Genomic DNA, 20,486 nt, shown 5'->3' on the forward strand with positions numbered 1-20,486 from the left:
CGAATGCCATAGAAACATTGAATGAGAGGGATTTTGATGAGCATCACAGGGTCTAAACTCGGACGCCCATTATCACTGCTATAAGTTTCTTCAACTAAGTCATAGATGAAGTCAAAATCAATCACAGCCTCGATTTTACGCAGAAAGTGATCCTCAGGAACAAGCTGATCAAGCGTATAGAACCCGTATTGATAGCGGCTATAATCTGGCTTTTCTTTGTGAAACATGGCCTTACCTCACAAACCGTTTTCTTTTAGTATACTCCTAAACAGAGCAAAAAGCTCTTAGAAACCAATTTCTAAGAGCTTTGTCTTCAGTCTGGAACAGCCTAAGTTAGGCTGTTTTTTTCTTTACCATCTTCAGCAGCGATTCCTGTTTGGCTGCCGCCAAAGCTTTGTCACTGCTAAAAAGAAACAAGGCCTTTTATCCCGCAATATCTTGTTGGCAGATTTGAAAAGAACTAAAAAAACTGAAACAAAGTTTCAGCTTTTTCAATAATAATCACTTTAGAATTTTTTACGTTTGCGAGCTGCTTCTGATTTACGTTTACGCTTCACAGAAGGTTTTTCGTAGAATTCACGTTTGCGTGACTCTTGAAGTGTACCAGCTTTAGTTACAGAACGTTTGAAACGACGAAGAGCATCGTCAAGTGATTCATTTTTACGCACTACAGTCTTTGACATGTATCTCACTCCCCTCAATTTCATTGTAACATTTACACGTTCTTAAACATTATACAAAAATGTGGAAATAAATGTCAAGGCATTTTCAGGCTATTTTAAAATTTATTTTCAAGAACACTGAAAACCAAATCTAAAAATCAGTATTCTTAATCAACCTGCCGGCCGGTCAGCTTAACTGCATCGCTGATAAACTGTTTGTACTTACCTTCTTTTTTAAGCTTTTTAATAACCTTATTTACTGTCTTAACTAATTTGCCGCTGTCTTTCGGCAGCGCAACAGCTTTGGCATCACCTTCACCTGTTTTCAAGGCAACTTTTGCCAAAACGAGATCACTGTTTTGAGAGATGTACCCTTCTGCTACCGGTTTTTCCAAATCAATAGCATCAACCTGTCCTGATTTCAGCTCATTGACAGCCTCACCCATTGAGGTTAAAGAAGTAATGTTTGATTTGCTCAATTGATCTTTTGCCAAGCCTTCTTCAATAGTTCCTTTTTGAACAGCAACCTTGGCCTTATCGAAAGCTGCCAGCGATGTGTATTTATTAAGATCAGACTTTCTGATTAAGATAGCATTTTCTGTCTTGTAATAAGCATCTGAAAAATCATAAACTTTGGCACGTTCCTTGGTATAAGATAAACCGGAAATAGCGATATCAGCCTTGCCAGTTTTTATACTGGAGAGCACATTGTCAAAACTCATTGATGATATTTCCAGCTTGACTCCCAATTCATCGGCAATCGCCCTTGCCAGTTCAATATCAGCACCGACCACGGTATCTTTGCCGTCAATCAGAGCCTTAAATTCAAAAGGCGCATAATCCGGACTGACAGCAACAACAAGTTTTTTCTTTTCTTTCACTTTGTCCTGCATATCTTTTGAACTGGAAGCACCGCAGGCAGTCAAGGCCACTACAGCCAAAAGGCTGAGGAAAGTCAGCAATAATTTTTTAAGTGTCATTTTTTTCTCTTTTCTATTTTGATAAGTCTATTATAAATTTTATTACCCTTATCAGTCAAATTGTTTCAGGCATTGGGATAATTTTGACAAGGCTGTTTTTAAAACACCTTTATCACCACAGTAACCAAGGCGGACATAGCCCTCAAGATCAAAACGATTGCCCGGAACCAGCAGCACACCGTAATCTGATAAAAGCTGTTTGCAAAAATCTTCAATGGGAAGCGGTACATCCAGCTTAATCAGCGAAGTGGAAACATGATCCGGCAGGATAGCATGGGCCCGCGGCTCCTGTGCCAGCCAATTTTTTAAAATCAAAAGATTTTCACTGACAATCTTTTGATTTCGCTTAAGAATAGCCTGACGGTTTTTCAAGGCAAAGGCAGCCAGCATATCATCAAAGACACCGGCACAGATCATGGTATAATCGCGATAGTCTCTGAGAATGTCTGCTACTTCCTTATTTGAAGCTACCCAGCCTACACGTATACCGGGCAGAGAGTAGGCCTTTGACAGACTGTCAACTGAAATCCCCCTATCGTATAAGTCAGCAATGGCTGGGACTTCTCGCTGATCAGAAAACGATTTATAGACCTCATCAGACAGAATATAAGCCCCGCAGGATTCAGCAATAGCTGTTAACTCCTGCAGGTAAGCTTCGTCCATAACAGCCCCTGTCGGATTGTGAGCATTATTGATACAAATCATTTTAGTATTGGGACGAATCAGCCTGCGCAAATCATCCAGATCCGGCAGCCAATTGTTTTCCTCTCTGATTCGCCACAAATCCACTTCTGCTCCGAGAGATTTAGGAATGTCATAGAGCTGCTGATAGGCGGGGTATACTGAGATAACGTGATCCTGAGGCTCAATTAAGGCGTAGAGCGCCAGCATATTGGCACCAGTTGCACCATTGGTCTGCAAAATCTGCTCAGGCTGAATGGTCTTATAAAGCCCGCAGACTTCCCTTTTGAATTCGGGCGAACCCTCTATCCAGCCGTAGTCCAGCTTTTTTCGGGACAGCTCCTGAAAAAAACTCCTCAGATCTTGCTGTGTCAGCTCAAAAAGCTCCTCCAAGGTCAAAGCCGAGATAGATACACCGGCAATATCATAGAGAGCATCCTTTTCATGAACATTCAGCCATTCTTCCACTCCAAAACGTGGTAATTTCATCTTGACTCCTTTTATTTTCCTACTATGATAATACTTAATAAGCAGGCACTTGTCAATGCCGAGAAAGTAAGGACAGACAGCCCGTTTTCCCATTACTAGACAAAGCCCTCAGCAGGCTCGCAAACACCTGCCGAGGGCTTTTCTTGATTTTTCATAAACGGCTTATCCTAACACAGAACTGCTATTCTTTGCTGGAAACAGATAAGTTATAGGCTTCTTTGACAAAACCGTCAATTTTATCAGACTTCTTCAGCTGCTTAATGACCTTATCAACTTTTTTCTTAAGAGAAGGACTGCCCTTAGGCATGGCAACAGCATAGGAATCAGAAGCTCCCGATTTTAATTTGATTTCAGCAATGGCCAAGTCGCTGTTTTTAGCCACATAGCCTTCTGCAATCGGCTTTTCCAAAACGACGCCGTTCACTTGACCGGATTTTAATTCATTGATCATCTCGCCGTTTTGAACGAGAGAGATGATTTTAGCACCTGTCAATTGTTTTTTGGCAACATCTTCTTGAATGCTTCCCTTTTGAGTAGTTACCGAGAGCCCTTTCAGTGAATCAGTTTTCTTATATTTGGCTAATTCAGATTTTTTGACAATGACCACATTGACGGACTCGTAATAAGTTTCTGAAAAATCGTACACTTTTTGACGTTCTTTAGTTGCCGAAATGCCTGAAATCGCAATATCCGCCTTACCTGACTGAACGCTCGACAGGACATTGTTAAATGACATGGCCGAAAATTCGACTTTGACACCCAGTTCTTTAGCGATGGCTTTGGCAATCTCAACATCTGCTCCGACGATGGTATCTTTACCATTGACCAAGGTTTTAAATTCAAACGGAGCAAACTCAGGGTTCATGGCAACAACAAGTTTTCCTTTGTCCTCAATCTTTTTCAAAGAATCGTCCTTGGATGACGACCCGCAGGCAGCAAGGCTAATCAAAGACAAAGCAGCAAAAACTCCCACAATCACTTTTTTAATAATTTTCATAATAATCCTCAATTCCTAAATTCCTATTTTTGTTAAGATAGGATTATTATATTTTATATTTATTCATTTGTCAAGTATTTTTTTATAAAAATTCATTGTTATTCATAATAAGGAACTGACAGACTTATCTGCTAAGCGTTCACTGTAAAATAATTCAGACAAATCTCCTTCTTCAGACACACGCAGCAAATTGAACAAAGCATAGGCTAAGATAGACAGTTAAGCAATCAGATTACAAATTCTGTTATTGTATTGACTTCTTGGATATTAAAATTATTTTCTGACATATTACTTCTCCCCTTAATCCATCGCTTTTAATTCCAGCACCATATCGCGAAGTTCTGCAGCCAGTTCAAAGTCAAGCAGTTCGGCTGCTTCCTGCATTTGCTTTTGCAGCTTCTTGATGACTTCTTGGCGTTCTGTTTTGTTCATGGCACTGTAGTCCGTTTGTGCTTCAGCTACATCGCTGTCTGCGGATTTGCTGATGGCGATAAGATCGCGAATGTCTTTTTTGATTGTCTGAGGAGTAATGCCGTGTTCTTCGTTGTAAGCCATTTGAATTTGGCGGCGGCGGTGCGTTTCGTCAATAGCATTTTTCATGGACTGGGTCATGGTATCAGCGTACATGATCACATGACCCTCACTGTTTCGTGCCGCCCGGCCGATGGTTTGGATAAGCCCGCGTTCATTGCGCAGGAAGCCTTCCTTGTCAGCATCAAGGATCGCAACTAAGCTGACCTCAGGTACATCGATTCCTTCGCGCAGCAGATTAATCCCTACAAGCACATCAAAAACACCCAGCCGCAAGTCGCGGATAATTTCGGTCCGCTCCAAGGTCTTGATGTCCGAGTGCATGTACTTAACCTTGACACCCATTTCCTTGAGATAGTCGGTCAGGTCTTCTGCCATTTTTTTCGTTAGAGTAGTGATAAAGGTTCGTTCGCCTTTTTCAGCACGCACCGTAATTTCGCCCAGCAAGTCGTCCATCTGCCCCATGGTCGGCCGGACTTCTACTTCCGGGTCAAGAAGACCTGTCGGACGAATAATTTGCTCGATGACTGTATCGGTCTGTGCAAGCTCATAATCTCCCGGAGTGGCAGACACGTAAACAATCTGATGGACATGACTTTCAAATTCTTCCCGGCGCAGCGGGCGGTTGTCCAGGGCACTCGGAAGACGAAAACCGTAGTTGACCAGCATCTCTTTACGCGAACGGTCGCCATTATACATCCCCTTAATCTGCCCCATGGTCATATGGCTTTCATCGACCATGATCAGAAAATCTTCTGGGAAAAAGTCTAAAAGAGTGTAAGGTGGCTCGCCTTCACTTCTTCCGTCCATATGGCGGGAATAGTTTTCGACACCGTTGGTATAGCCCATCTCCCGCAGCATTTCAATGTCATAGTCGGTTCTTTGTTTCAATCGCTGAGCTTCTAAGAGTTTGCCCTCCGATTCAAAGAGCTTGAGCTGTTCTTTCAATTCCTCTTGAATCCTTGCTATGGCAATCTCCATATGCTCGTCATTGGTCATAAAGTGAGTCGCCGGGAAAATAGCCAAATGATCGACTTCTCCTAAGACACGGCCGGTCAGACTTTCAATTTCCCGAATGCGGTCAATCTCATCCCCGAAAAATTCAACCCGAAAGGCATGCTCATCACGGGATGCCGGGAAAATTTCCACCACATCGCCGCGCACACGAAAACGACCGCGCTGAAAGTCAATGTCATTGCGCTCAAACTGAATATCAACTAAACTATTGAGCAGCTGATCCCTAGAAATCTCCTGACCCGGACGCAGACTGACAACACTGTCTGCGTATTCCTTGGGTGAACCCAAACCGTAAATACAAGACACAGACGCCACCACAATAACATCGTTGCGCTCCAGTAAAGACGAGGTTGCCGAGTGGCGCAGCTTGTCAATTTCGTCATTGACGGAGCTGTCCTTTTCGATATAAGTATCGCTGGACGGCACATAGGCTTCCGGCTGATAGTAATCATAGTAAGATACAAAGTATTCGACTGCATTATCAGGGAAAAATTCTTTAAATTCCCCATAAAGCTGACCGGCCAAAGTTTTATTGTGGGCGATAACGAGAGTCGGTTTATTGACCCTTTGGATCACCTGACTCATGGTATAAGTCTTACCTGTCCCGGTCGCTCCCATCAGGATCTGCGCTTTCTCACCGCCTTCAATATTATCTACTAACTGTTCAATGGCCTGCGGCTGATCCCCGGAAGGCTGGTATTTGGAAACCAGTTTAAACTGATTATTCTCTGTTTTATCTATCATTCACTGCCACCTCATTTTCTACTCTCTATTTTATCACAAGAAAAGCCTAAAAGAAAAAGCCTGAGTTTCAAACTCAAGCGTCCTTAGCAAGGGTGACCTTTTCTTTTTTAAGCAAAAAACCAAGTATGACGATAGCCACAACAAGTACCAGACTGGTCAGAAGACTCCCTTCTGTTCCAAAGGCGCCGCCTGAAATCCATTCGGCTGCATCGGCTTTGCTGCTGAAGTAAAATAAAGATGTCCCTGCACCTTGTCCGCTGACAGCTACTCCAAAGAGATTTCCCTGAGTAAAATTCCAAGCACCATGCAGGCCGGCAACGCCCCAAAGGTTATCCGTCTTTAACATATACAGTGCCATAAAAACACCTGACAAAATGATACTGAGTATCGAAAAGACAGTCACGCGGCTGTTTCCCAAGTGCATCAGTCCGAAAAGACTGCTGGAAATTCCGATAGCTGCCGCAAGATTGCTGCGCTTATTGATCAAAGGCAAAAGCCAGCCGCGTGTCAGCAGTTCTTCTGTCCCGCCCTGAATAAACCAAAAGGGGATAGTTGACAAGACAGACAAAACGGCTCCTCCCGAAAAATCAACAGACTGCAGTTCAACACCGCCAAAAAGGTAGGTTAGCAGAAAAGCTGCCGAAAAAACAAGCATGCCTACACCCCAGCCTTTAATGATGGCTTGAAACCAATTTTTCCTGAATAGCCCCAAACTGGAAATCGGGCGCTTTTCAGCCCACTTCACCCAGGCAAAGACCACTAGAGAAACAAAGAAAAATAAGAACAGCTGAAAATATAAGCTGCTAAAGGCCGCAGTAAGACTGAACTTTATCGGATCAATGAGATAAAGCGTCATTATCGGCAGAGACAGTACAGCTCCTCCGGCAAAACTCCCCAGAAAAACAAAAAGATAGACCATAATACAGGCTAAAATAATAAAGAGCCAGCTAGGTATTCTCTGATAAAGGAGTGTCGGAGCTTCTAAAATTCTTTTTTGCATAGGTGATTCTTCCTTTAATTCATTGGTAAAAGTTCCTTATAATATATAGCAATTTACACTTTTTCCTCTTAAAAGTCAACGGCATATCTATGTTATGTTTTCTTACATGGCATGCAGGACTGTTCTTGCCTAAATTTTTAATATTTGATATAATAAAGTAATTTTTATGAAGGAGTACGAACATGAAGCGAAAGATAGTTGCTCTTATGACAGCATTTTTGACACTGGCTTTTATCTTTGGCGCAAAAGTTTCTGCTGATACCATCAAGGTTGTTTCAGATTCTACTTATGCACCATTTGAATTTAAGGACAGCGACCAGGTCTATAAGGGAATTGATGTAGATATCATTAAAAAAGCAGCTGAAATCAGCGGCTGGGACTACAAAATGTCCTTCCCCGGTTTCGATGCGGCGGTTAATGCCGTTCAGTCCGGACAGGCCGATGCTTTGATGGCAGGAACAACTGTTACCAAAGAGCGTAAAAAAGTCTTTACTTTTTCAGACACTTATTATGATACCAAAATTGTCATTGTTACTCGCAGCAAAGACAAGATTACCAAGTACAGTCAGCTCAAAGGCAAGACGGTAGGTGTTAAAAACGGGACAGCTGCCCAAAGCTTTCTCGAAAAAAAGAAGGATAAGTACCACTATAAAATCAAATCTTTTGACACCGGCGATTCTATGTATAACAGTTTAGAATCTGCTTCTGTTGATGCCGTTATGGATGACAAACCTGTTGCCCAATACGCTATCAATCAAGGTCAGAATCTCCGTATCGAAATGGAAGGCGAGCCTATTGGCAGCTTTGCTTTCGCCGTCAAAAAAGGCAGTAAGTATGAATACCTCGTCAAAGATTTCAACAAAGCCTTAAAACAAATGAAAGCTGACGGAACTTATGATGAGATCATGAACAAGTGGATTTCGTCTAAATCTGCTTCTGCCGACACTGTTAAATCACAGAGCACAGGTGATGCCAAGGCCAAAGCAAAGCCGGTTAAAAGCAGCTACAAGATCGTAATGGATTCTTCCTTTGCTCCTTTTGAATTTCAAAATGACGGCGGTAAATACGTCGGTATTGACGTTGATCTGATCAAAGCCATTGCCAAACAGCAGGGCTTTAAGATTCAAACGGAAAATCCGGGATTTGACGCTGCTCTCAATACTGTTCAGTCAAGTCAGGCAGACGCTGTTATGGCCGGAATGTCCATTACCGATGAGCGCAAAAAAATCTTTGATTTTTCCGACCCCTACTATACGTCAAATACCTTATTAGCCGTTCGTAAGGGAAGCGGTCTTGTGTCTTACAAAGATTTGAAAGGCAAAAAAGTCGGAGCCAAAAACGGAACAGCTTCTTATGCCTTCCTTGAAAAAAATAAGGATAAGTACGGTTACACCTTAAAATCATTTGATGAAGCGTCAACCATGTATGACAGTTTGAATTCCGGCTCTATCTACGCCCTCATGGATGATGAAGCAGTCCTTAAATATGCCATCCAGCAGGGACGTAAGTTTGAAACACCGATTCCGGGTGAAAAATCCGGCGAATATGGTTTTGCTGTTAAAAAAGGCAGCAATCCTGAGCTCATTCAAATGTTTAACAACGGCTTAGCAGCTCTTAAAAAATCAGGCCGGTATGATAAAATCGTCAACAAATACCTGTCTGATAACAAAGAAAACGCTAAATCAGAATCAGCTGTCGATGAATCTACCATTTGGGGGCTGATCACCAACAATTACAAACAGCTCTTATCCGGCCTTGGAACAACCCTGAGCTTAGCGCTTCTGTCATTCGGCCTTGCCCTGATTGTCGGCATTATCTTTGGTATGATGAGTGTCAGCCCTTACAAGGCACTGCGTGTTATCGCTGCCGTCTTTGTTGATGTGGTGCGCGGTATTCCGCTGATGATTGTCGCTGCCTTCATCTTCTGGGGAATCCCTAATCTGATTGAATCTGTTACCGGTCAGCAAAGTCCTATCAATGATTTCGTCGCAGGTACTATTGCGCTTACCTTAAATGGCGGTGCTTATATTGCTGAAATCGTCCGCGGCGGTATTGAAGCTGTTCCAATCGGACAGATGGAAGCCAGCCGCAGCTTGGGTATTTCTTATAAGACGACCATGCAAAAAATCATTCTGCCGCAGGCTTTCAAAATGATGCTGCCTAACTTTATCAATCAATTTGTTATTTCACTTAAGGATACCACCATTATCTCAGCTATCGGACTGATTGAGCTTTTCCAAGCCGGCAAGATTATCATTGCCCGCAACTACCAATCATTCCGCATGTATGCCATTCTTGCTCTGATGTACCTTGTAATCATTACACTCTTGACACGTCTGGCAAAACGCTTAGAAAAGAGGATTAAATAATGACTGATTTAAAAATTGATGTTCAGGATTTACATAAATCTTTCGGGCAAAATGAGGTCCTCAAAGGTATTGATGTGCAGTTTAATGAGGGAGATGTTGTCTGCATTATCGGTCCTTCAGGCTCCGGAAAATCGACCTTCCTGCGCACGCTGAACCTTCTCGAATCTGTTACCAGCGGCAAGGTCATTGTTGACGGTTATGAACTCTCAGACCCTTCTACCAATGTCGATAAAGCTCGGGAAAATATCGGAATGGTTTTTCAGCATTTCAACCTTTTCCCGCACATGACCGTTCTTGAAAACATCACCTTTGCCCCGATTGAACTCGGAAAAGAATCTAAAGAAGAAGCTCAAAAGCACGGTATGGAACTTTTGGAAAAAGTCGGTCTTTCTGACAAGGCGCAAGCTTATCCTGACAGTCTCTCAGGCGGCCAGAAACAACGCGTGGCTATCGCTCGCAGCCTCGCCATGAATCCGGACATCATGCTCTTTGATGAGCCCACATCAGCTCTTGACCCTGAAATGGTCGGCGATGTGCTTAATGTCATGAAGGACTTGGCTGAACAAGGCATGACCATGCTGATTGTCACCCACGAGATGGGCTTTGCGCGTAAGGTCGCCAACCGCGTTATCTTTACCGATGGCGGACGCTTCCTTGAAGACGGTTCCCCTGAAGAAATTTTCGATAACCCACAGCACCCGCGTCTTAAAGACTTCTTGGATAAAGTGCTGAATGTTTAATGTGTTAAGTTTATCTGTGACTAAAGTCACCAGCTAAACTACGCAAGGTCCTATAAGACCTTGCTAAACACCTTACTAGTAAAAAAACTTAGTTATTGTCGAACTAAGTTTTTTTACGTCGTCATATCAGCCACTATAGTGGATTAACTAGCTCCCTTACTAAGTTAAAAAGCAAGACATCATCGGTCTTGCTTTTTAACTGCCGTAACTGTTTTGACAGCCTCAACTTTTCAATCTCATCTGCTGCAAAGTCCTTTAAGACCTTTAAATTTTTTATTGTAACGTGCCCCATTGACTTTTTGAAAGCGTTTTGCTAAACTGATTTTATAATATCATTGGAGGTATGGTGCATTGAAAAACTAAAATTCTTCATAGTGGATATACTTTATCTAGAAGAATTTTTTGTGTGCACCAAGATCCAAAAAATTGCAGCCGATACTCAAATAAAATCAAAATGATGCTAGGTGACAAGCTGCAGCCGGTACTAAAAGTGACTCACCGACCTACCATTTTTATTTTCAAAAAGTATAGACTGCTGCTGTTTTTGATGGCATAAAGAAAGCCCTACTAGATAAAGTAGCGGCTTTTATTGTTTGAAAAAGAAAGAAGGACAGTCCATGCTGCAACTCCAGCATCTAACGATTACCCACCAGAAAGATTTGCAAACACTTATTCGAGATCTTAATCTTGTGGTCAACCCTGGCGACAAACTGGCTCTTATCGGTGAAGAGGGAACTGGTAAGTCTACCCTGCTTAAAGCCATTCTCAATCCTCGCTTGATTGCTGGCTATACCACCATGGAAGGAACAATCACCAACCGCTTTAGCCGTACAGGGTACCTCCCTCAGAATATAGCGCCAGCAGATTTAGACCGCAGCTTAAGCGACTGCCTCTACCATGATATAGACTATGACCGCTTTGATTTTAATCTTTTTTATCAAATGGCAGAGCTCTTTCAGTTTGATACTAATCGCTTTGATGACCATCAACAATTTGTCAGAAACCTCTCAGGCGGGGAAAAATTGAAATTGCAGCTGCTGAAAATCTTAGCCAGTGACCCTGATCTCTTGCTCTTTGATGAACCTTCCAGTGATTTGGACCTAGAAAGTCTGCAATGGCTGGAAAAATTTATCAAAAGAACAGATAAGACTGTTATCTTTATCTCACATGATGAAGAGCTCTTAACAAACACTGCTACTGCTATACTTCATCTTGAATTATTGAAAAAACGTCAAGAAGCGCGGGCCAGCTATTTTCATGGAGACTACCAAAGCTATCGTCAGCAAAGACGTGAACGGTTTGAACGCCAACTGCAGCTGGCCAATAAGGAGCGCGAAGAACATGCCCAAAAAACTCAGAAATACCAGCGCATTCAGCAACGTATAGAACATGAACTGCGCAAGACCAAAAATGATGTTACAGGACGGCTTCTAGCCAAAAAAATGCATGCCCACCAAGCTCAAAAAGGCCGCCTAAACAAAGAGGCGGACCAATTCACTGAAATTCCTCAGGATATGGATACGATTGCCCTTTTCTTTTCAGATATTCAGGCTCTGCCTGCTGGTAAGATCATTCTCAAATGGGAGACAAAAGACTTAGTAAGCGGACAAAAAGTCGATTGGCAAATTCGTGGCCAGGACAAGCTGGTCATTACAGGGCAAAATGGCATTGGCAAGACACTTCTGCTCAAGCAAGTTTTGGAAGAACTGAGAACAAGAACAGACCTTTCCTTGGGCTACATGCCCCAAAATGACGAGGAGATTTTAGATCCCCACCAAACTGCTCTGAGCTTTTTATCGGATGCCGCAAGTCCTGAAAAGGTACGAACCATCCTTGCCAGCCTGCAATTCACACGCCAAGAAGTCGAGCACTCCGTCCTTGACCTCTCCGGCGGCCAAAAGGCCAAGCTCTTTCTGGCTAAAATGGTTCTGGAAGGAAATAATGTGCTCATTCTGGATGAACCAACACGCCACTTCTCGCCAACCAGCCAGCCGCTTATCCGGCAACTTCTTAAGGATTACCCCAGCTGCATCATCAGCGTTTCCCATGACCGAAAGTTTATTGAGGAAATTGGCAGCACTGTTTACGAACTTGATCAAAAGCACCTCAGAAAGATTCAATAACTAAAAGAGAGTGGGGAAAAATCGGTAAATAGTCATGAAATGGCGATTTCGATGTTGTTTCCCACTCTTTTATCATTCTTAGTTAACCTCATTTTTAAAATTCTTTAGTTTTCATAATACCAATACTGATTTTTAAGGAAATCGCCAAAATCAGAAGAGCTGCAAGAATTAATAAGACGACGAGTGCTTCTGCGCTGAGAACAGGCAGGTGATTGAGCAAATTTGCCAAATCAATGTCAAAAAACATTTTAGCAGTTTTAAGAAGAACAATACCTAGAACAACCAGTCCGGCAATGCTTGCAATCATCGCGATACGGCCTTTTTCTGCTCCAAACTTCAGCTGAATCGGAAGCATGATGGTCTGCATTATCACAACCAAAGGGAAAATAAAGCTGGCTGTCATCAAAATATCTTTGACTGACATTCCCCTCAAACTTGCAGCTGCTATTGCCAAAAGGAGAGCAGCTATCCAAGAGCTGAAACTCAGCAGAACAGCCAGAATATATTTTTCAAGAGCATAGTTACTGCGGGTGATAGGAAGGGTGAACAAAAAGGCACTTCCATTGTCAAGTTCATCATAGCTGGTAGTTGTTAAAGCAAATAAGGAAACGGAAAACGTCATAAAATATAAGGGAAAAGCAATGTCATCAGAAAAGCCAACCAATCCAATCACAACAGCCAGCAGCAAATAAAAGAAGTTTTTTTGCTGCCCAATCAATTTAAAATCTTTTATCAAAAGCCCTTTCATAGTTTATCCCCCCTTATCATCAAGGCTGTCACCGTGTCAATTGTCCCCTTTTCAAGAGCAATTGCGGGGTAGTTTTCCAAGTAAAATTGTTTTTGATTGGTCAGGCAGCTATAGCCAAATTTTCCTTTTTTAAAACGAAGAATAAAAGATTTATCCAATTCAGCAAACTGTTCTTCTGTAGCTTTCAAGACAGCATAATCACTCAGTAAAACATCTGTTTCCTCGTGCAGAATAACTCGGCCATTATCTATCATGTAAAGATCGTCGCACAGACTTTCTAAGTCACTTGAAATATGGGAACTAATCAAGATAGAGCGTCTGTCGTCCTGCTCCATATAATCTCTCAATAAGTCCAGCAATTCATCTCTGGTCATGACATCCAAACCCGCTGTCGGCTCATCCAGTATGAGCAGTTCTGCCTGATGCGAAATAGCAACCAAAACTTTTAACTTAGCTTTCATCCCTGTTGAGAAATCTTTTAAAAACTTCTCTTTTGGCAGCTGAAATCTATCCAGCTGTTTAAGAAAGAATGCCTTGTCAAAAGCCGGATACATAGCTTCTAAAATCGCAAGAATGTCTATTATCCGTAAATAGCCGCTGAATCCAGAATCAGAAAGCACTACGCCCAGTTTTTCCTTGTCCTTAGCAGTCAAACGCCGACTGTCTTTCCCAAAAAGACTAATCTGCCCGCCGTCTGCTGAAATCAAACCTAAGATAGACTTAAACAGTGTCGTTTTGCCGGATCCATTTTGTCCAATCAAACCGGTAATCACTCCCTCTTTGATGTCTAGCGAAGCCTTCAGAGAAAAGCGATCATATTGTTTCCTTAAATCGTTGATTTTTAACATGGCTTAGTCCTCCAAAATCAAATCAAATAGACTCCTGATTTCCTTGTCAGAAAGGCCGTAACGCCTTCCTTTTTGAATGGCGCGCTCAAAATCGCTCTCTATTTCTTTTTTCTGCTCTTCCAATAAGAGTTCCGGGTTTACAGCGGCAACATAGCTGCCCTTGCCATGGACAGTGACTGTAAAACCGTCGCTTTCTAAAACATCATAGGCCTTTTTTACGGTCAGTGCACTGATTTTTAAATCCTTGGATAACGAACGGACGGACGGTAAGAGATCATTTTCTTTTAACTGACCTGTTCGGATGCCTTTCTTTACTTGCTCTGCAATCTGCTCATAAATTGGAACCATAGAAGTGTTATTAATTATTATTTGCATCATCTGATTTTCCTTCTTGTTGTAAACAGTATATAACAGTATAGAACTCTTGTCAAGTGTTATATGCTGTTTATGGAAAATTTTAAAAAAAATACCAGCTGATATTCACATCAGGCTGGTATTTTGCGTTATTCTGTTTTTTCTTTGGCAAGTTTTTCGCGTTCCAACCGCAGCCTGCGATTGGGATTGAGTTTATTAAAAAGTTTTTCTAATTTCTCAGCATTCCAAACATCGGCTGCTGACACAAAATTACCATCTTTATCTTTAAACGATATCGGCTTGTCACCCATAATAAAACCTCCATCTTGATTAGGCTTAACATTTAGTTACTCGTAAAGCCCGGCTGAGCTTAACTCATTCTATAGTGGCTAGCATTCTTTTTGCCAGCCAAAAGCCTGATGTTACGACAGGTAAACAAATCAGTCGATACTACTGATTTGTCTGCCTTAGTGATGTTGATAGGCAGGCCGCCAGCAGATTCTCCTTTATTCATGAAAAAGTCACGACGTGAGAAAAACGATTCGAGACTAATCGTTTTTCGAGCTAGTAAGTCGCTTAGCCAAATATCCTAGCAATTTTCACTTTTCTACTGGATACCTTTGCCAACCCAAAGCCTAGTGTTACGACAGGCAGTCAAACCAGTCGTTATTACTGATTTGACTGCCTTAGTGATGTTGATAGGCAGGCCGCTAGCAGCTTCTCCTTTATTCATGAAAAAGTCACGACGTGAAAAAAACGATTCGAGACTAATCGTTTTTCGAGCTAGTAAGTCGCTTAGCCAAGTGTCATAGCACTTGGCGTAGAGTGATTGCTATTTTAATAGCATAATCACTCTTAGCGAGTTAATCCACAAACTCAAATTCAAATTTACCGATACGGACAATATCCCCATCTTTAGCCCCGCGTTCGCGCAGAGCCTCATCAACACCCATAGCCCGCAATTGGCGCGAAAATTTCATAATAGATTCGTCGCGTTCCAAATTGGTCATGACAAAGAGTTTTTCAAGTTTTTCACCGGAGAGTACCCAAGCAGCATCATCAGCTCGGGAAATATCAAAGGCTTTTTCTTCCTCATCAAAACCATAGTAAGCTTCTTCCTGCATCTCTGATTCGTCATAAATCAAGAAGTCATCTGTCTGATTCAAAAGCTGTGCTGTCGCATCCAATAGTGCATCCAGCCCTTGGTGGGCAATACCCGAAATTGGAAAAATTTGCGGCTGATCCTCAAACTCATCATAGTTGGCCGCCAGCTTTTCTTTGAATTTTTCAAGATTCTCCGCAGCCTGAGGCATATCCATTTTATTTGCAACAATAATTTGCGGACGCTCCAGCAGCCGCAGGTTATAGGTTTCCAATTCTTTATTGATTGCCAAATAATCTTCATAAGGATCACGTCCTTCTGCTGCCGACATATCAATGACATGTAAAATAACACGTGTCCGCTCAATATGGCGCAGAAACTGTGTTCCAAGGCCAATACCCTGACTGGCACCTTCAATCAAGCCCGGTAAATCAGCCACTGCAAAGGACTCGCCGGACTTAGTGCGCACCATGCCCAAATTAGGAACAATGGTGGTAAAATGATAGGCGCCGATTTTAGGTTTGGCTGCTGTAATAACACTGAGCAGGGTTGATTTCCCAACAGAAGGAAAACCAACCAAACCAACATCAGCCAGAATTTTCAGCTCCAAGTCCAGTTCGCGTTCCTCGCCGGGTTCACCGTTTTCGGAAATCTCAGGCGCGGGGTTGCGCGGGGTTGCAAAACGGATATTTCCGCGGCCGCCGCGGCCGCCGTGAGCCGCAATAAACTCCTGATTGTTTACGATTAAATCGGCAAGAACCTTACCGGTTTGCGCATCGCGAACCGTTGTTCCCTGCGGTACACGCACATAAAGGTCCTCGGCACCGCGGCCGTGCATTCCTTTGGTCATGCCTTTTTCACCATTTTTCGCTTTAAATTTGCGGTTATAGCGAAAATCCATAAGAGTACGAAGTCCCTCATCAACTACAAAGATGACATTGCCGCCGCGGCCGCCGTCACCGCCCCAGGGACCGCCGTTGGCGACATATTTTTCACGGCGGAATGCAACCATACCATCACCGCCGCGGCCAGCTTTTACTGAAACCTTAGCAGTATCTAAAAACATGCTCATATCTTTTCTACCTTATTGTAATTCGCTTAAAAAAACGCCCGTGAGCGTTTCTTTTTAAATAACGGCGCTAAGTGCGTTGAGAACCAGTGCCCCGACTGTAACCAAAACCATAATGATAACGACAACTAAGGTCAGTTTCTCAAACGGTGTCTTCTTACGCGGTCCATTATCTCCAAAAGCCAATTTTTTTACCTCTCTCACTGCATTTTATCTTAATTATCTTACCACGAATTAAAGGAATAAGCAAACAGCAGCTTAGAGGAAACGCTTTCAGAAATTATTTGTGCTTTAAATTTAAATGTGTTACAGTTAAAATATGAACTAACCATTACTACTTTATCTTTCGACAGCAAAAGGAGGCAGCCATGTCAATTTTCAGTAAGTCTTATGTTACTACCCCTGAACACTCAGCCATGAACTGGGGTTCGGGCAGTCTTAACGTTTTGTCAACTCCCAGTATGATTGCTTTCATAGAAAATGCAGCTTTCTTATATTGTGAAGAAGATTTAGAAGTCTCACAAACAACGGTCGGTGCTCACATTGCTGTCCAACACTTAGCTGCTACCAAAATCGGAAAACCAGTGGAAGTCCGAATTTTGAATGCTGAAAAAGACGGACGGCGCTCTCATTTTACTATTGAAGTTTATGAGGGCGACAAACTTATCGGCAAGGGAAAACACACGCGCGTTGTTGTTGATATTAAAAAATTTCTTGATAAATTAGATTAAAAAGTAAAAAGCGGGAAAATCTGTCTAGGTAAATACAGGCCTTTTCCGCTTTTTTCAGTTCATGCTGTCTGACAGGCAGCTTTTTTCAGTTAATTAGGTCTTAGTTTGATTCAAACTGTTTCCAGTCCATTTGGCTGACCGTTTGATACAAATCCCCAATCACTCCTTTGTAACCAACATCTCGACCCTTATAAGTCAACGATACAACTCGGTAATAATCCGGCAGGGTAATACAGCCGCTGAGTGCCTGCATAAATTCCTCAGCTGTTTCAAAAGAGACCTCTCTTTGAGTTTGATAGGCATCCATATACGTTAAAGTAATCATATCTGCTCCTTTCTGCAAATCTTTTACGCTCAAATAATCTATTTATCCGAAAGACGCAATCTCAGCAATTCTGTTAAAGATGTTGCCGGGCGTCCAAGGACATGTTCAATATCAGAAGAAACTCCTGCTTGCTCCCCGTCTTTGATGGCTGTGTAGGTGCTGACCCAGGCATCGTATTCCCAGGCTTCCGCCGGCCAAGCCTTGCGTGATTGGTAGGCTTCTTCAATCGTTTCATCAATATAAGGGACAGATTTTTTCGCTGCCTCTGCAACAGTCTTAACTATATCAGCCATTGACAGATCTTCCGGTCCGGTCATATTTAATGTTTGATTTTTCCATTTATCAGGGCTTGTTAAAATAGCTGCTGCCACTTCGGAAACATCCTGCCTGGCTACAGCAGATACTTTCCCCTTGCCGGCCGGTCCGCGAATTTCACCATTTTCTAAACAAAGGTCTAAAAAGAAATCCAAATAAAAATTGTCCCGCAGAAATGTATAGTCAAATCCTTTTTCTTTGATATAATTTTCTGTCTTGGCATGATCGCGTGCTAAAGTAAAAGCTGCCTCAGCATTGGCATTATAAAAAGAAGTATAGATAATATGCTTGACACCCGCCTTATCGGCTGCATCAATAAAATCAAAATGCTCCTGCAAACGATTGGGACTTTCCGAAGCAGACACCATCAGCAAGGTATCAATGCCTTTTAAGGCCTCAATCGCTGCCGGAGAATTCTCAAAAGCTGCCTTAACAACTTCAGCGTTGTCATAGGAAACTGCTTTTTGCGGATTTCGAGCCAAATGTCTGGCTGAAATATCCTTTTTGGCAATGAGTTCAGCAGTCAAACCGCCCAGCTTGCCTGTTACGCCCGTAATAGCAATTGTCATAATGAACCTCCTTGTGATCTTCACTCCATTATATCATCAAAAAACCAAAAAAGGGCTCTTTTTGTCTGCTATGACAGTAGGGCTAGGACTGACTGAGTTCTGATAATTTGCTGTAAAAATCCGGGTATTCTTTTTTAATATTGACAAAGCTGCCGCTTTGAGCTAAGAAACTGTGTTCTGACTGAGCCCGACAGACCGTTTCCCCCTTTTGATTGGTCATTTCATAATGAAAGACCAATCGTGCGGCTTTAACGTTTTCTACAGTAATGACAATGGCAATCTCATCAGCAAAGGTTGATGTTGTCAGGTACTGACAGTTAACCGAAACGACCGGCGATATGATGCCTTCTTCTTCCAAGGTATCATAGGGCCAGCCGATTTCTGTCAGAAAATGAACACGCGCCTCTTCCATCCAGCGGATATAATTGGAATGGTGGGTAATACCCATGCGGTCTGTTTCATAATATTGGACCAAATGCTTATATGGAGTCATGTCTGTTTCCTTTCACAAAAAAATAGTGCACTAATTTGGCTTGACATGCAGCATCTTGGTGTCTGAGCCTTTTAATTCACTGAATAAAGACAGTGCTTGTCGCTGCCTTGATTTTTTAGTCATGCCCATAGCTGTAAAGCCGCCAAGGACCGCCTTTTTTTCGGACTAAAATCCAATTCCAATGGCTGTAATGACTGTTAGCACTAAAACCTGCATCAGGGCTGCCGTCAGTGCTGAAGCTTGATTGGTAAACAATGCACTCATCATAGGTCTTGGAAGCGTCTTTTTTATCATACTTCTCCTTGTACCTGTCAGCATCCAGATGTTTTTTTGCTGCTAACATTTCCTGAGACGTTTTATCTGAAGTATAGTCCAATGTTTCCAGGCGGCAGCCATTAAAAGTAATGAAATTTCTCCTTATCAGATTAGCAGCCGCTTTTCGATCTTTCAGAGTGTAGATTTTAGAGTGTCCGTAGCTGATTTTGGTATGCAGGGCATTTCCCGGCATTCCCCACCCCATAATATAGATACCTCCAGCTAGAACAATGACAAGAAAAATAGCTGAAATCCAGATCATTATTTTTTTCATCGAATCATTCTCCCATTGGCATGCGCTTTAGTGATGGCAAACTAAATGATCAATCGTTTGCACGCTCGCCTGTCACAAACATTGTAAAGGTAGCTTTGGCTACTTCTTGATCTAATTGATTGGTAACCGTAACGTCAACAACCTTAGTTGTCCGTCCATCGTGAACACAGCGGCCGTCAATCAATAAGGTATCCCCCAGCTTCCCGGATTTTAAGTAATTGATACTGGACTGAAGCGTCACCGCGTCAAACCCGGTTGAAATAGAGACCAAACCGCTGATTTGGTCGCAGAGGGTAAAGATATAGCCACCGTGTGCAAAACCATAATAATTTAAGGACTTGTCTACGACTTCTGTAGTCACGACCACATGGCCTTTCTCAAACGAAACCATATCAAAATTTTCAAACACACGAATTTCGTGCAAATGTTCATCACTCATTATGTTTCCTTTCAACCTTTCAAGATTCAGACAGTAAACGGACTTGGTTATCAATTAGCCAGAGGTGACAGCTTTTTTGCTGTTCTAAGGTTTTTAAAGAAAGGATCGTACAGATTAATCACGATCTGACTTTCTCTTGGAAAGAGGCACTTTTTTATTTTTTGTTTTCGTTAAAGTAGCTTTATAGCTCTCATCCAACAGCTGGCAAATATCTGCTAAAGGCACTGTACCATCCAGTACAACGGATACCCAGTTCCATTTACTGCTTGGATAGCCGCGCAGAAATCCCTGCTGCTGCAGCAGAATATCTGCCAGCAGCGGATCACCGATTTTCAAGCTGACAATCTCCGCATCTCCCTCGCCGTCCAAACCAAACTCAGACCGTGTTTTCACGATGAACACCGCAAACCACTTGCCGCTGTCTGCATGCCTGAATATGCTGTAATCCTCGTGATTGAAGGGAAGCTGTTCAGTTTCCACTTTGTATTTTTCTTTAGCGTATGCTTCCAGCTGCCCGCGCATCGTTTCACTAGTCATAGAAAACCTCTTATAATAAAATTTCTTTGTTCTG

At 42.4% G+C, this 20,486-nt stretch carries 23 protein-coding genes and 1 pseudogene; 4 read left to right on the forward strand and 20 right to left on the reverse strand.

Annotation, left to right across the window (positions count from 1 at the left end; translation table 11 throughout):
* The 8 genes and pseudogenes from AC4HAF_RS08735 to AC4HAF_RS08770 form a co-directional block, all read right to left on the reverse strand.
* Window positions 1–227: transposase (locus AC4HAF_RS08735; protein ID WP_491097448.1), on the reverse strand; the 227-nt coding region annotated here is incomplete at its 3' end.
* A gap of 279 nt (window positions 228–506) precedes the next feature.
* Window positions 507–683 (reverse strand): 30S ribosomal protein S21, encoded by a 177-nt coding sequence (rpsU, locus tag AC4HAF_RS08740; protein ID WP_000048058.1) that lies wholly within the window; start codon window positions 681–683, stop codon window positions 507–509.
* A 146-nt stretch (window positions 684–829) separates the two neighbouring features.
* Complete coding sequence (locus AC4HAF_RS08745) at window positions 830–1,642, reverse strand: transporter substrate-binding domain-containing protein (RefSeq protein ID WP_491097449.1); 813 nt, start codon at window positions 1,640–1,642, stop codon at window positions 830–832.
* Between the two features lie 51 nt (window positions 1,643–1,693).
* On the reverse strand, window positions 1,694–2,812 hold the full coding sequence (locus AC4HAF_RS08750; protein WP_491097450.1) for an aminotransferase: 1,119 nt from the start codon (window positions 2,810–2,812) through the stop codon (window positions 1,694–1,696).
* A 181-nt stretch (window positions 2,813–2,993) separates the two neighbouring features.
* On the reverse strand, window positions 2,994–3,809 hold the full coding sequence (locus AC4HAF_RS08755) for a transporter substrate-binding domain-containing protein (RefSeq protein ID WP_491097451.1): 816 nt from the start codon (window positions 3,807–3,809) through the stop codon (window positions 2,994–2,996).
* A gap of 102 nt (window positions 3,810–3,911) precedes the next feature.
* Window positions 3,912–4,019 (reverse strand): annotated as a pseudogene (locus tag AC4HAF_RS08760) (8-oxo-dGTP diphosphatase); the annotation flags it as partial.
* A gap of 90 nt (window positions 4,020–4,109) precedes the next feature.
* A complete protein-coding gene (gene uvrB, locus AC4HAF_RS08765; RefSeq protein ID WP_491097452.1) occupies window positions 4,110–6,101 on the reverse strand; it encodes an excinuclease ABC subunit UvrB in 1,992 nt (663 codons plus the stop codon).
* 73 nt (window positions 6,102–6,174) lie between these two features.
* On the reverse strand, window positions 6,175–7,101 hold the full coding sequence (locus AC4HAF_RS08770; RefSeq protein ID WP_491097453.1) for a CPBP family intramembrane glutamic endopeptidase: 927 nt from the start codon (window positions 7,099–7,101) through the stop codon (window positions 6,175–6,177).
* Window positions 7,102–7,283: 182 nt separating this feature from the next.
* Here AC4HAF_RS08770 and AC4HAF_RS08775 point away from each other — a divergent pair, with 182 nt between their 5' ends.
* From AC4HAF_RS08775 to AC4HAF_RS08785, 3 genes are all read left to right on the forward strand, one after another.
* Window positions 7,284–9,470 carry an ABC transporter substrate-binding protein/permease gene (locus AC4HAF_RS08775; protein ID WP_491097454.1) on the forward strand — a complete coding sequence of 729 codons (2,187 nt, stop codon included), beginning with the start codon at window positions 7,284–7,286 and terminating at the stop codon, window positions 9,468–9,470.
* Entirely contained in the window at window positions 9,470–10,210 is a 741-nt protein-coding gene (locus tag AC4HAF_RS08780) for an amino acid ABC transporter ATP-binding protein (protein WP_491097455.1), read from the forward strand. The genes AC4HAF_RS08775 and AC4HAF_RS08780 overlap by 1 nt, the downstream gene beginning before the upstream one ends.
* Before the next feature lie 617 nt (window positions 10,211–10,827).
* A complete protein-coding gene (locus tag AC4HAF_RS08785; RefSeq protein ID WP_491097456.1) occupies window positions 10,828–12,333 on the forward strand; it encodes an ATP-binding cassette domain-containing protein in 1,506 nt (501 codons plus the stop codon).
* Window positions 12,334–12,427: 94 nt separating this feature from the next.
* Here AC4HAF_RS08785 and AC4HAF_RS08790 read toward each other — a convergent pair whose 3' ends face one another.
* The 6 genes from AC4HAF_RS08790 to AC4HAF_RS08815 form a co-directional block, all read right to left on the reverse strand.
* Window positions 12,428–13,081 (reverse strand): ABC-2 transporter permease, encoded by a 654-nt coding sequence (locus AC4HAF_RS08790; protein WP_491097457.1) that lies wholly within the window; start codon window positions 13,079–13,081, stop codon window positions 12,428–12,430.
* Window positions 13,078–13,929 carry an ATP-binding cassette domain-containing protein gene (locus AC4HAF_RS08795; RefSeq protein ID WP_491097458.1) on the reverse strand — a complete coding sequence of 284 codons (852 nt, stop codon included), beginning with the start codon at window positions 13,927–13,929 and terminating at the stop codon, window positions 13,078–13,080. Before AC4HAF_RS08795 ends, AC4HAF_RS08790 begins: the two co-directional genes overlap by 4 nt.
* A 3-nt stretch (window positions 13,930–13,932) precedes the next feature.
* Window positions 13,933–14,304, reverse strand: coding sequence for a GntR family transcriptional regulator (locus AC4HAF_RS08800; protein WP_491097486.1), 372 nt, complete (start codon window positions 14,302–14,304; stop codon window positions 13,933–13,935).
* Between the two features lie 128 nt (window positions 14,305–14,432).
* Window positions 14,433–14,594 carry a hypothetical protein gene (locus AC4HAF_RS08805; protein WP_491090695.1) on the reverse strand — a complete coding sequence of 54 codons (162 nt, stop codon included), beginning with the start codon at window positions 14,592–14,594 and terminating at the stop codon, window positions 14,433–14,435.
* Between the two features lie 552 nt (window positions 14,595–15,146).
* Window positions 15,147–16,457 (reverse strand): GTPase ObgE, encoded by a 1,311-nt coding sequence (gene obgE / locus AC4HAF_RS08810; RefSeq protein WP_491097459.1) that lies wholly within the window; start codon window positions 16,455–16,457, stop codon window positions 15,147–15,149.
* Window positions 16,458–16,511: 54 nt separating this feature from the next.
* Window positions 16,512–16,640, reverse strand: coding sequence for a DUF4044 domain-containing protein (locus AC4HAF_RS08815; RefSeq protein ID WP_491097460.1), 129 nt, complete (start codon window positions 16,638–16,640; stop codon window positions 16,512–16,514).
* A gap of 182 nt (window positions 16,641–16,822) precedes the next feature.
* Here AC4HAF_RS08815 and AC4HAF_RS08820 point away from each other — a divergent pair, with 182 nt between their 5' ends.
* A complete protein-coding gene (locus AC4HAF_RS08820; protein ID WP_491097461.1) occupies window positions 16,823–17,185 on the forward strand; it encodes a thioesterase family protein in 363 nt (120 codons plus the stop codon).
* 100 nt (window positions 17,186–17,285) lie between these two features.
* Here AC4HAF_RS08820 and AC4HAF_RS08825 read toward each other — a convergent pair whose 3' ends face one another.
* The 6 genes from AC4HAF_RS08825 to AC4HAF_RS08850 form a co-directional block, all read right to left on the reverse strand.
* Entirely contained in the window at window positions 17,286–17,510 is a 225-nt protein-coding gene (locus AC4HAF_RS08825) for a DUF4649 family protein (protein ID WP_491090698.1), read from the reverse strand.
* Window positions 17,511–17,548: 38 nt separating this feature from the next.
* Entirely contained in the window at window positions 17,549–18,394 is an 846-nt protein-coding gene (locus AC4HAF_RS08830; protein WP_491097462.1) for an SDR family oxidoreductase, read from the reverse strand.
* An 82-nt stretch (window positions 18,395–18,476) separates the two neighbouring features.
* Complete coding sequence (locus AC4HAF_RS08835; RefSeq protein WP_491097463.1) at window positions 18,477–18,887, reverse strand: acyl-CoA thioesterase; 411 nt, start codon at window positions 18,885–18,887, stop codon at window positions 18,477–18,479.
* Between the two features lie 115 nt (window positions 18,888–19,002).
* Complete coding sequence (locus tag AC4HAF_RS08840; protein WP_491097464.1) at window positions 19,003–19,476, reverse strand: hypothetical protein; 474 nt, start codon at window positions 19,474–19,476, stop codon at window positions 19,003–19,005.
* 49 nt (window positions 19,477–19,525) lie between these two features.
* A complete protein-coding gene (locus AC4HAF_RS08845; protein ID WP_491090703.1) occupies window positions 19,526–19,915 on the reverse strand; it encodes a PaaI family thioesterase in 390 nt (129 codons plus the stop codon).
* 114 nt (window positions 19,916–20,029) lie between these two features.
* A complete protein-coding gene (locus tag AC4HAF_RS08850; RefSeq protein WP_491097465.1) occupies window positions 20,030–20,452 on the reverse strand; it encodes an MmcQ/YjbR family DNA-binding protein in 423 nt (140 codons plus the stop codon).
* Between the last annotated feature and the right edge of the window lie 34 nt (window positions 20,453–20,486).

This window comes from Streptococcus sp. ELY_90, from assembly GCF_058314475.1.

What these genes read in the sequence shown, in the direction of transcription:
- AC4HAF_RS08840 (WP_491097464.1), bottom strand. Translation starts at nt 19,476, where the DNA reads ATGAAAAAAATAATGATCTGGATTTCAGCTATTTTTCTTGTCATTGTT.
- uvrB (WP_491097452.1), bottom strand. Translation starts at nt 6,101, where the DNA reads ATGATAGATAAAACAGAGAATAATCAGTTTAAACTGGTTTCCAAATAC.
- AC4HAF_RS08835 (WP_491097463.1), bottom strand. Translation starts at nt 18,887, where the DNA reads ATGACTCCATATAAGCATTTGGTCCAATATTATGAAACAGACCGCATG.
- AC4HAF_RS08800 (WP_491097486.1), bottom strand. Translation starts at nt 14,304, where the DNA reads ATGCAAATAATAATTAATAACACTTCTATGGTTCCAATTTATGAGCAG.
- AC4HAF_RS08780 (WP_491097455.1), top strand. Translation starts at nt 9,470, where the DNA reads ATGACTGATTTAAAAATTGATGTTCAGGATTTACATAAATCTTTCGGG.
- AC4HAF_RS08785 (WP_491097456.1), top strand. Translation starts at nt 10,828, where the DNA reads ATGCTGCAACTCCAGCATCTAACGATTACCCACCAGAAAGATTTGCAA.
- AC4HAF_RS08790 (WP_491097457.1), bottom strand. Translation starts at nt 13,081, where the DNA reads ATGAAAGGGCTTTTGATAAAAGATTTTAAATTGATTGGGCAGCAAAAA.
- AC4HAF_RS08745 (WP_491097449.1), bottom strand. Translation starts at nt 1,642, where the DNA reads ATGACACTTAAAAAATTATTGCTGACTTTCCTCAGCCTTTTGGCTGTA.
- AC4HAF_RS08755 (WP_491097451.1), bottom strand. Translation starts at nt 3,809, where the DNA reads ATGAAAATTATTAAAAAAGTGATTGTGGGAGTTTTTGCTGCTTTGTCT.
- AC4HAF_RS08845 (WP_491090703.1), bottom strand. Translation starts at nt 19,915, where the DNA reads ATGAGTGATGAACATTTGCACGAAATTCGTGTGTTTGAAAATTTTGAT.
- AC4HAF_RS08825 (WP_491090698.1), bottom strand. Translation starts at nt 17,510, where the DNA reads ATGATTACTTTAACGTATATGGATGCCTATCAAACTCAAAGAGAGGTC.
- obgE (WP_491097459.1), bottom strand. Translation starts at nt 16,457, where the DNA reads ATGAGCATGTTTTTAGATACTGCTAAGGTTTCAGTAAAAGCTGGCCGC.
- AC4HAF_RS08770 (WP_491097453.1), bottom strand. Translation starts at nt 7,101, where the DNA reads ATGCAAAAAAGAATTTTAGAAGCTCCGACACTCCTTTATCAGAGAATA.
- AC4HAF_RS08830 (WP_491097462.1), bottom strand. Translation starts at nt 18,394, where the DNA reads ATGACAATTGCTATTACGGGCGTAACAGGCAAGCTGGGCGGTTTGACT.
- AC4HAF_RS08795 (WP_491097458.1), bottom strand. Translation starts at nt 13,929, where the DNA reads ATGTTAAAAATCAACGATTTAAGGAAACAATATGATCGCTTTTCTCTG.
- AC4HAF_RS08775 (WP_491097454.1), top strand. Translation starts at nt 7,284, where the DNA reads ATGAAGCGAAAGATAGTTGCTCTTATGACAGCATTTTTGACACTGGCT.
- AC4HAF_RS08850 (WP_491097465.1), bottom strand. Translation starts at nt 20,452, where the DNA reads ATGACTAGTGAAACGATGCGCGGGCAGCTGGAAGCATACGCTAAAGAA.
- AC4HAF_RS08750 (WP_491097450.1), bottom strand. Translation starts at nt 2,812, where the DNA reads ATGAAATTACCACGTTTTGGAGTGGAAGAATGGCTGAATGTTCATGAA.
- AC4HAF_RS08820 (WP_491097461.1), top strand. Translation starts at nt 16,823, where the DNA reads ATGTCAATTTTCAGTAAGTCTTATGTTACTACCCCTGAACACTCAGCC.
- rpsU (WP_000048058.1), bottom strand. Translation starts at nt 683, where the DNA reads ATGTCAAAGACTGTAGTGCGTAAAAATGAATCACTTGACGATGCTCTT.
- AC4HAF_RS08805 (WP_491090695.1), bottom strand. Translation starts at nt 14,594, where the DNA reads ATGGGTGACAAGCCGATATCGTTTAAAGATAAAGATGGTAATTTTGTG.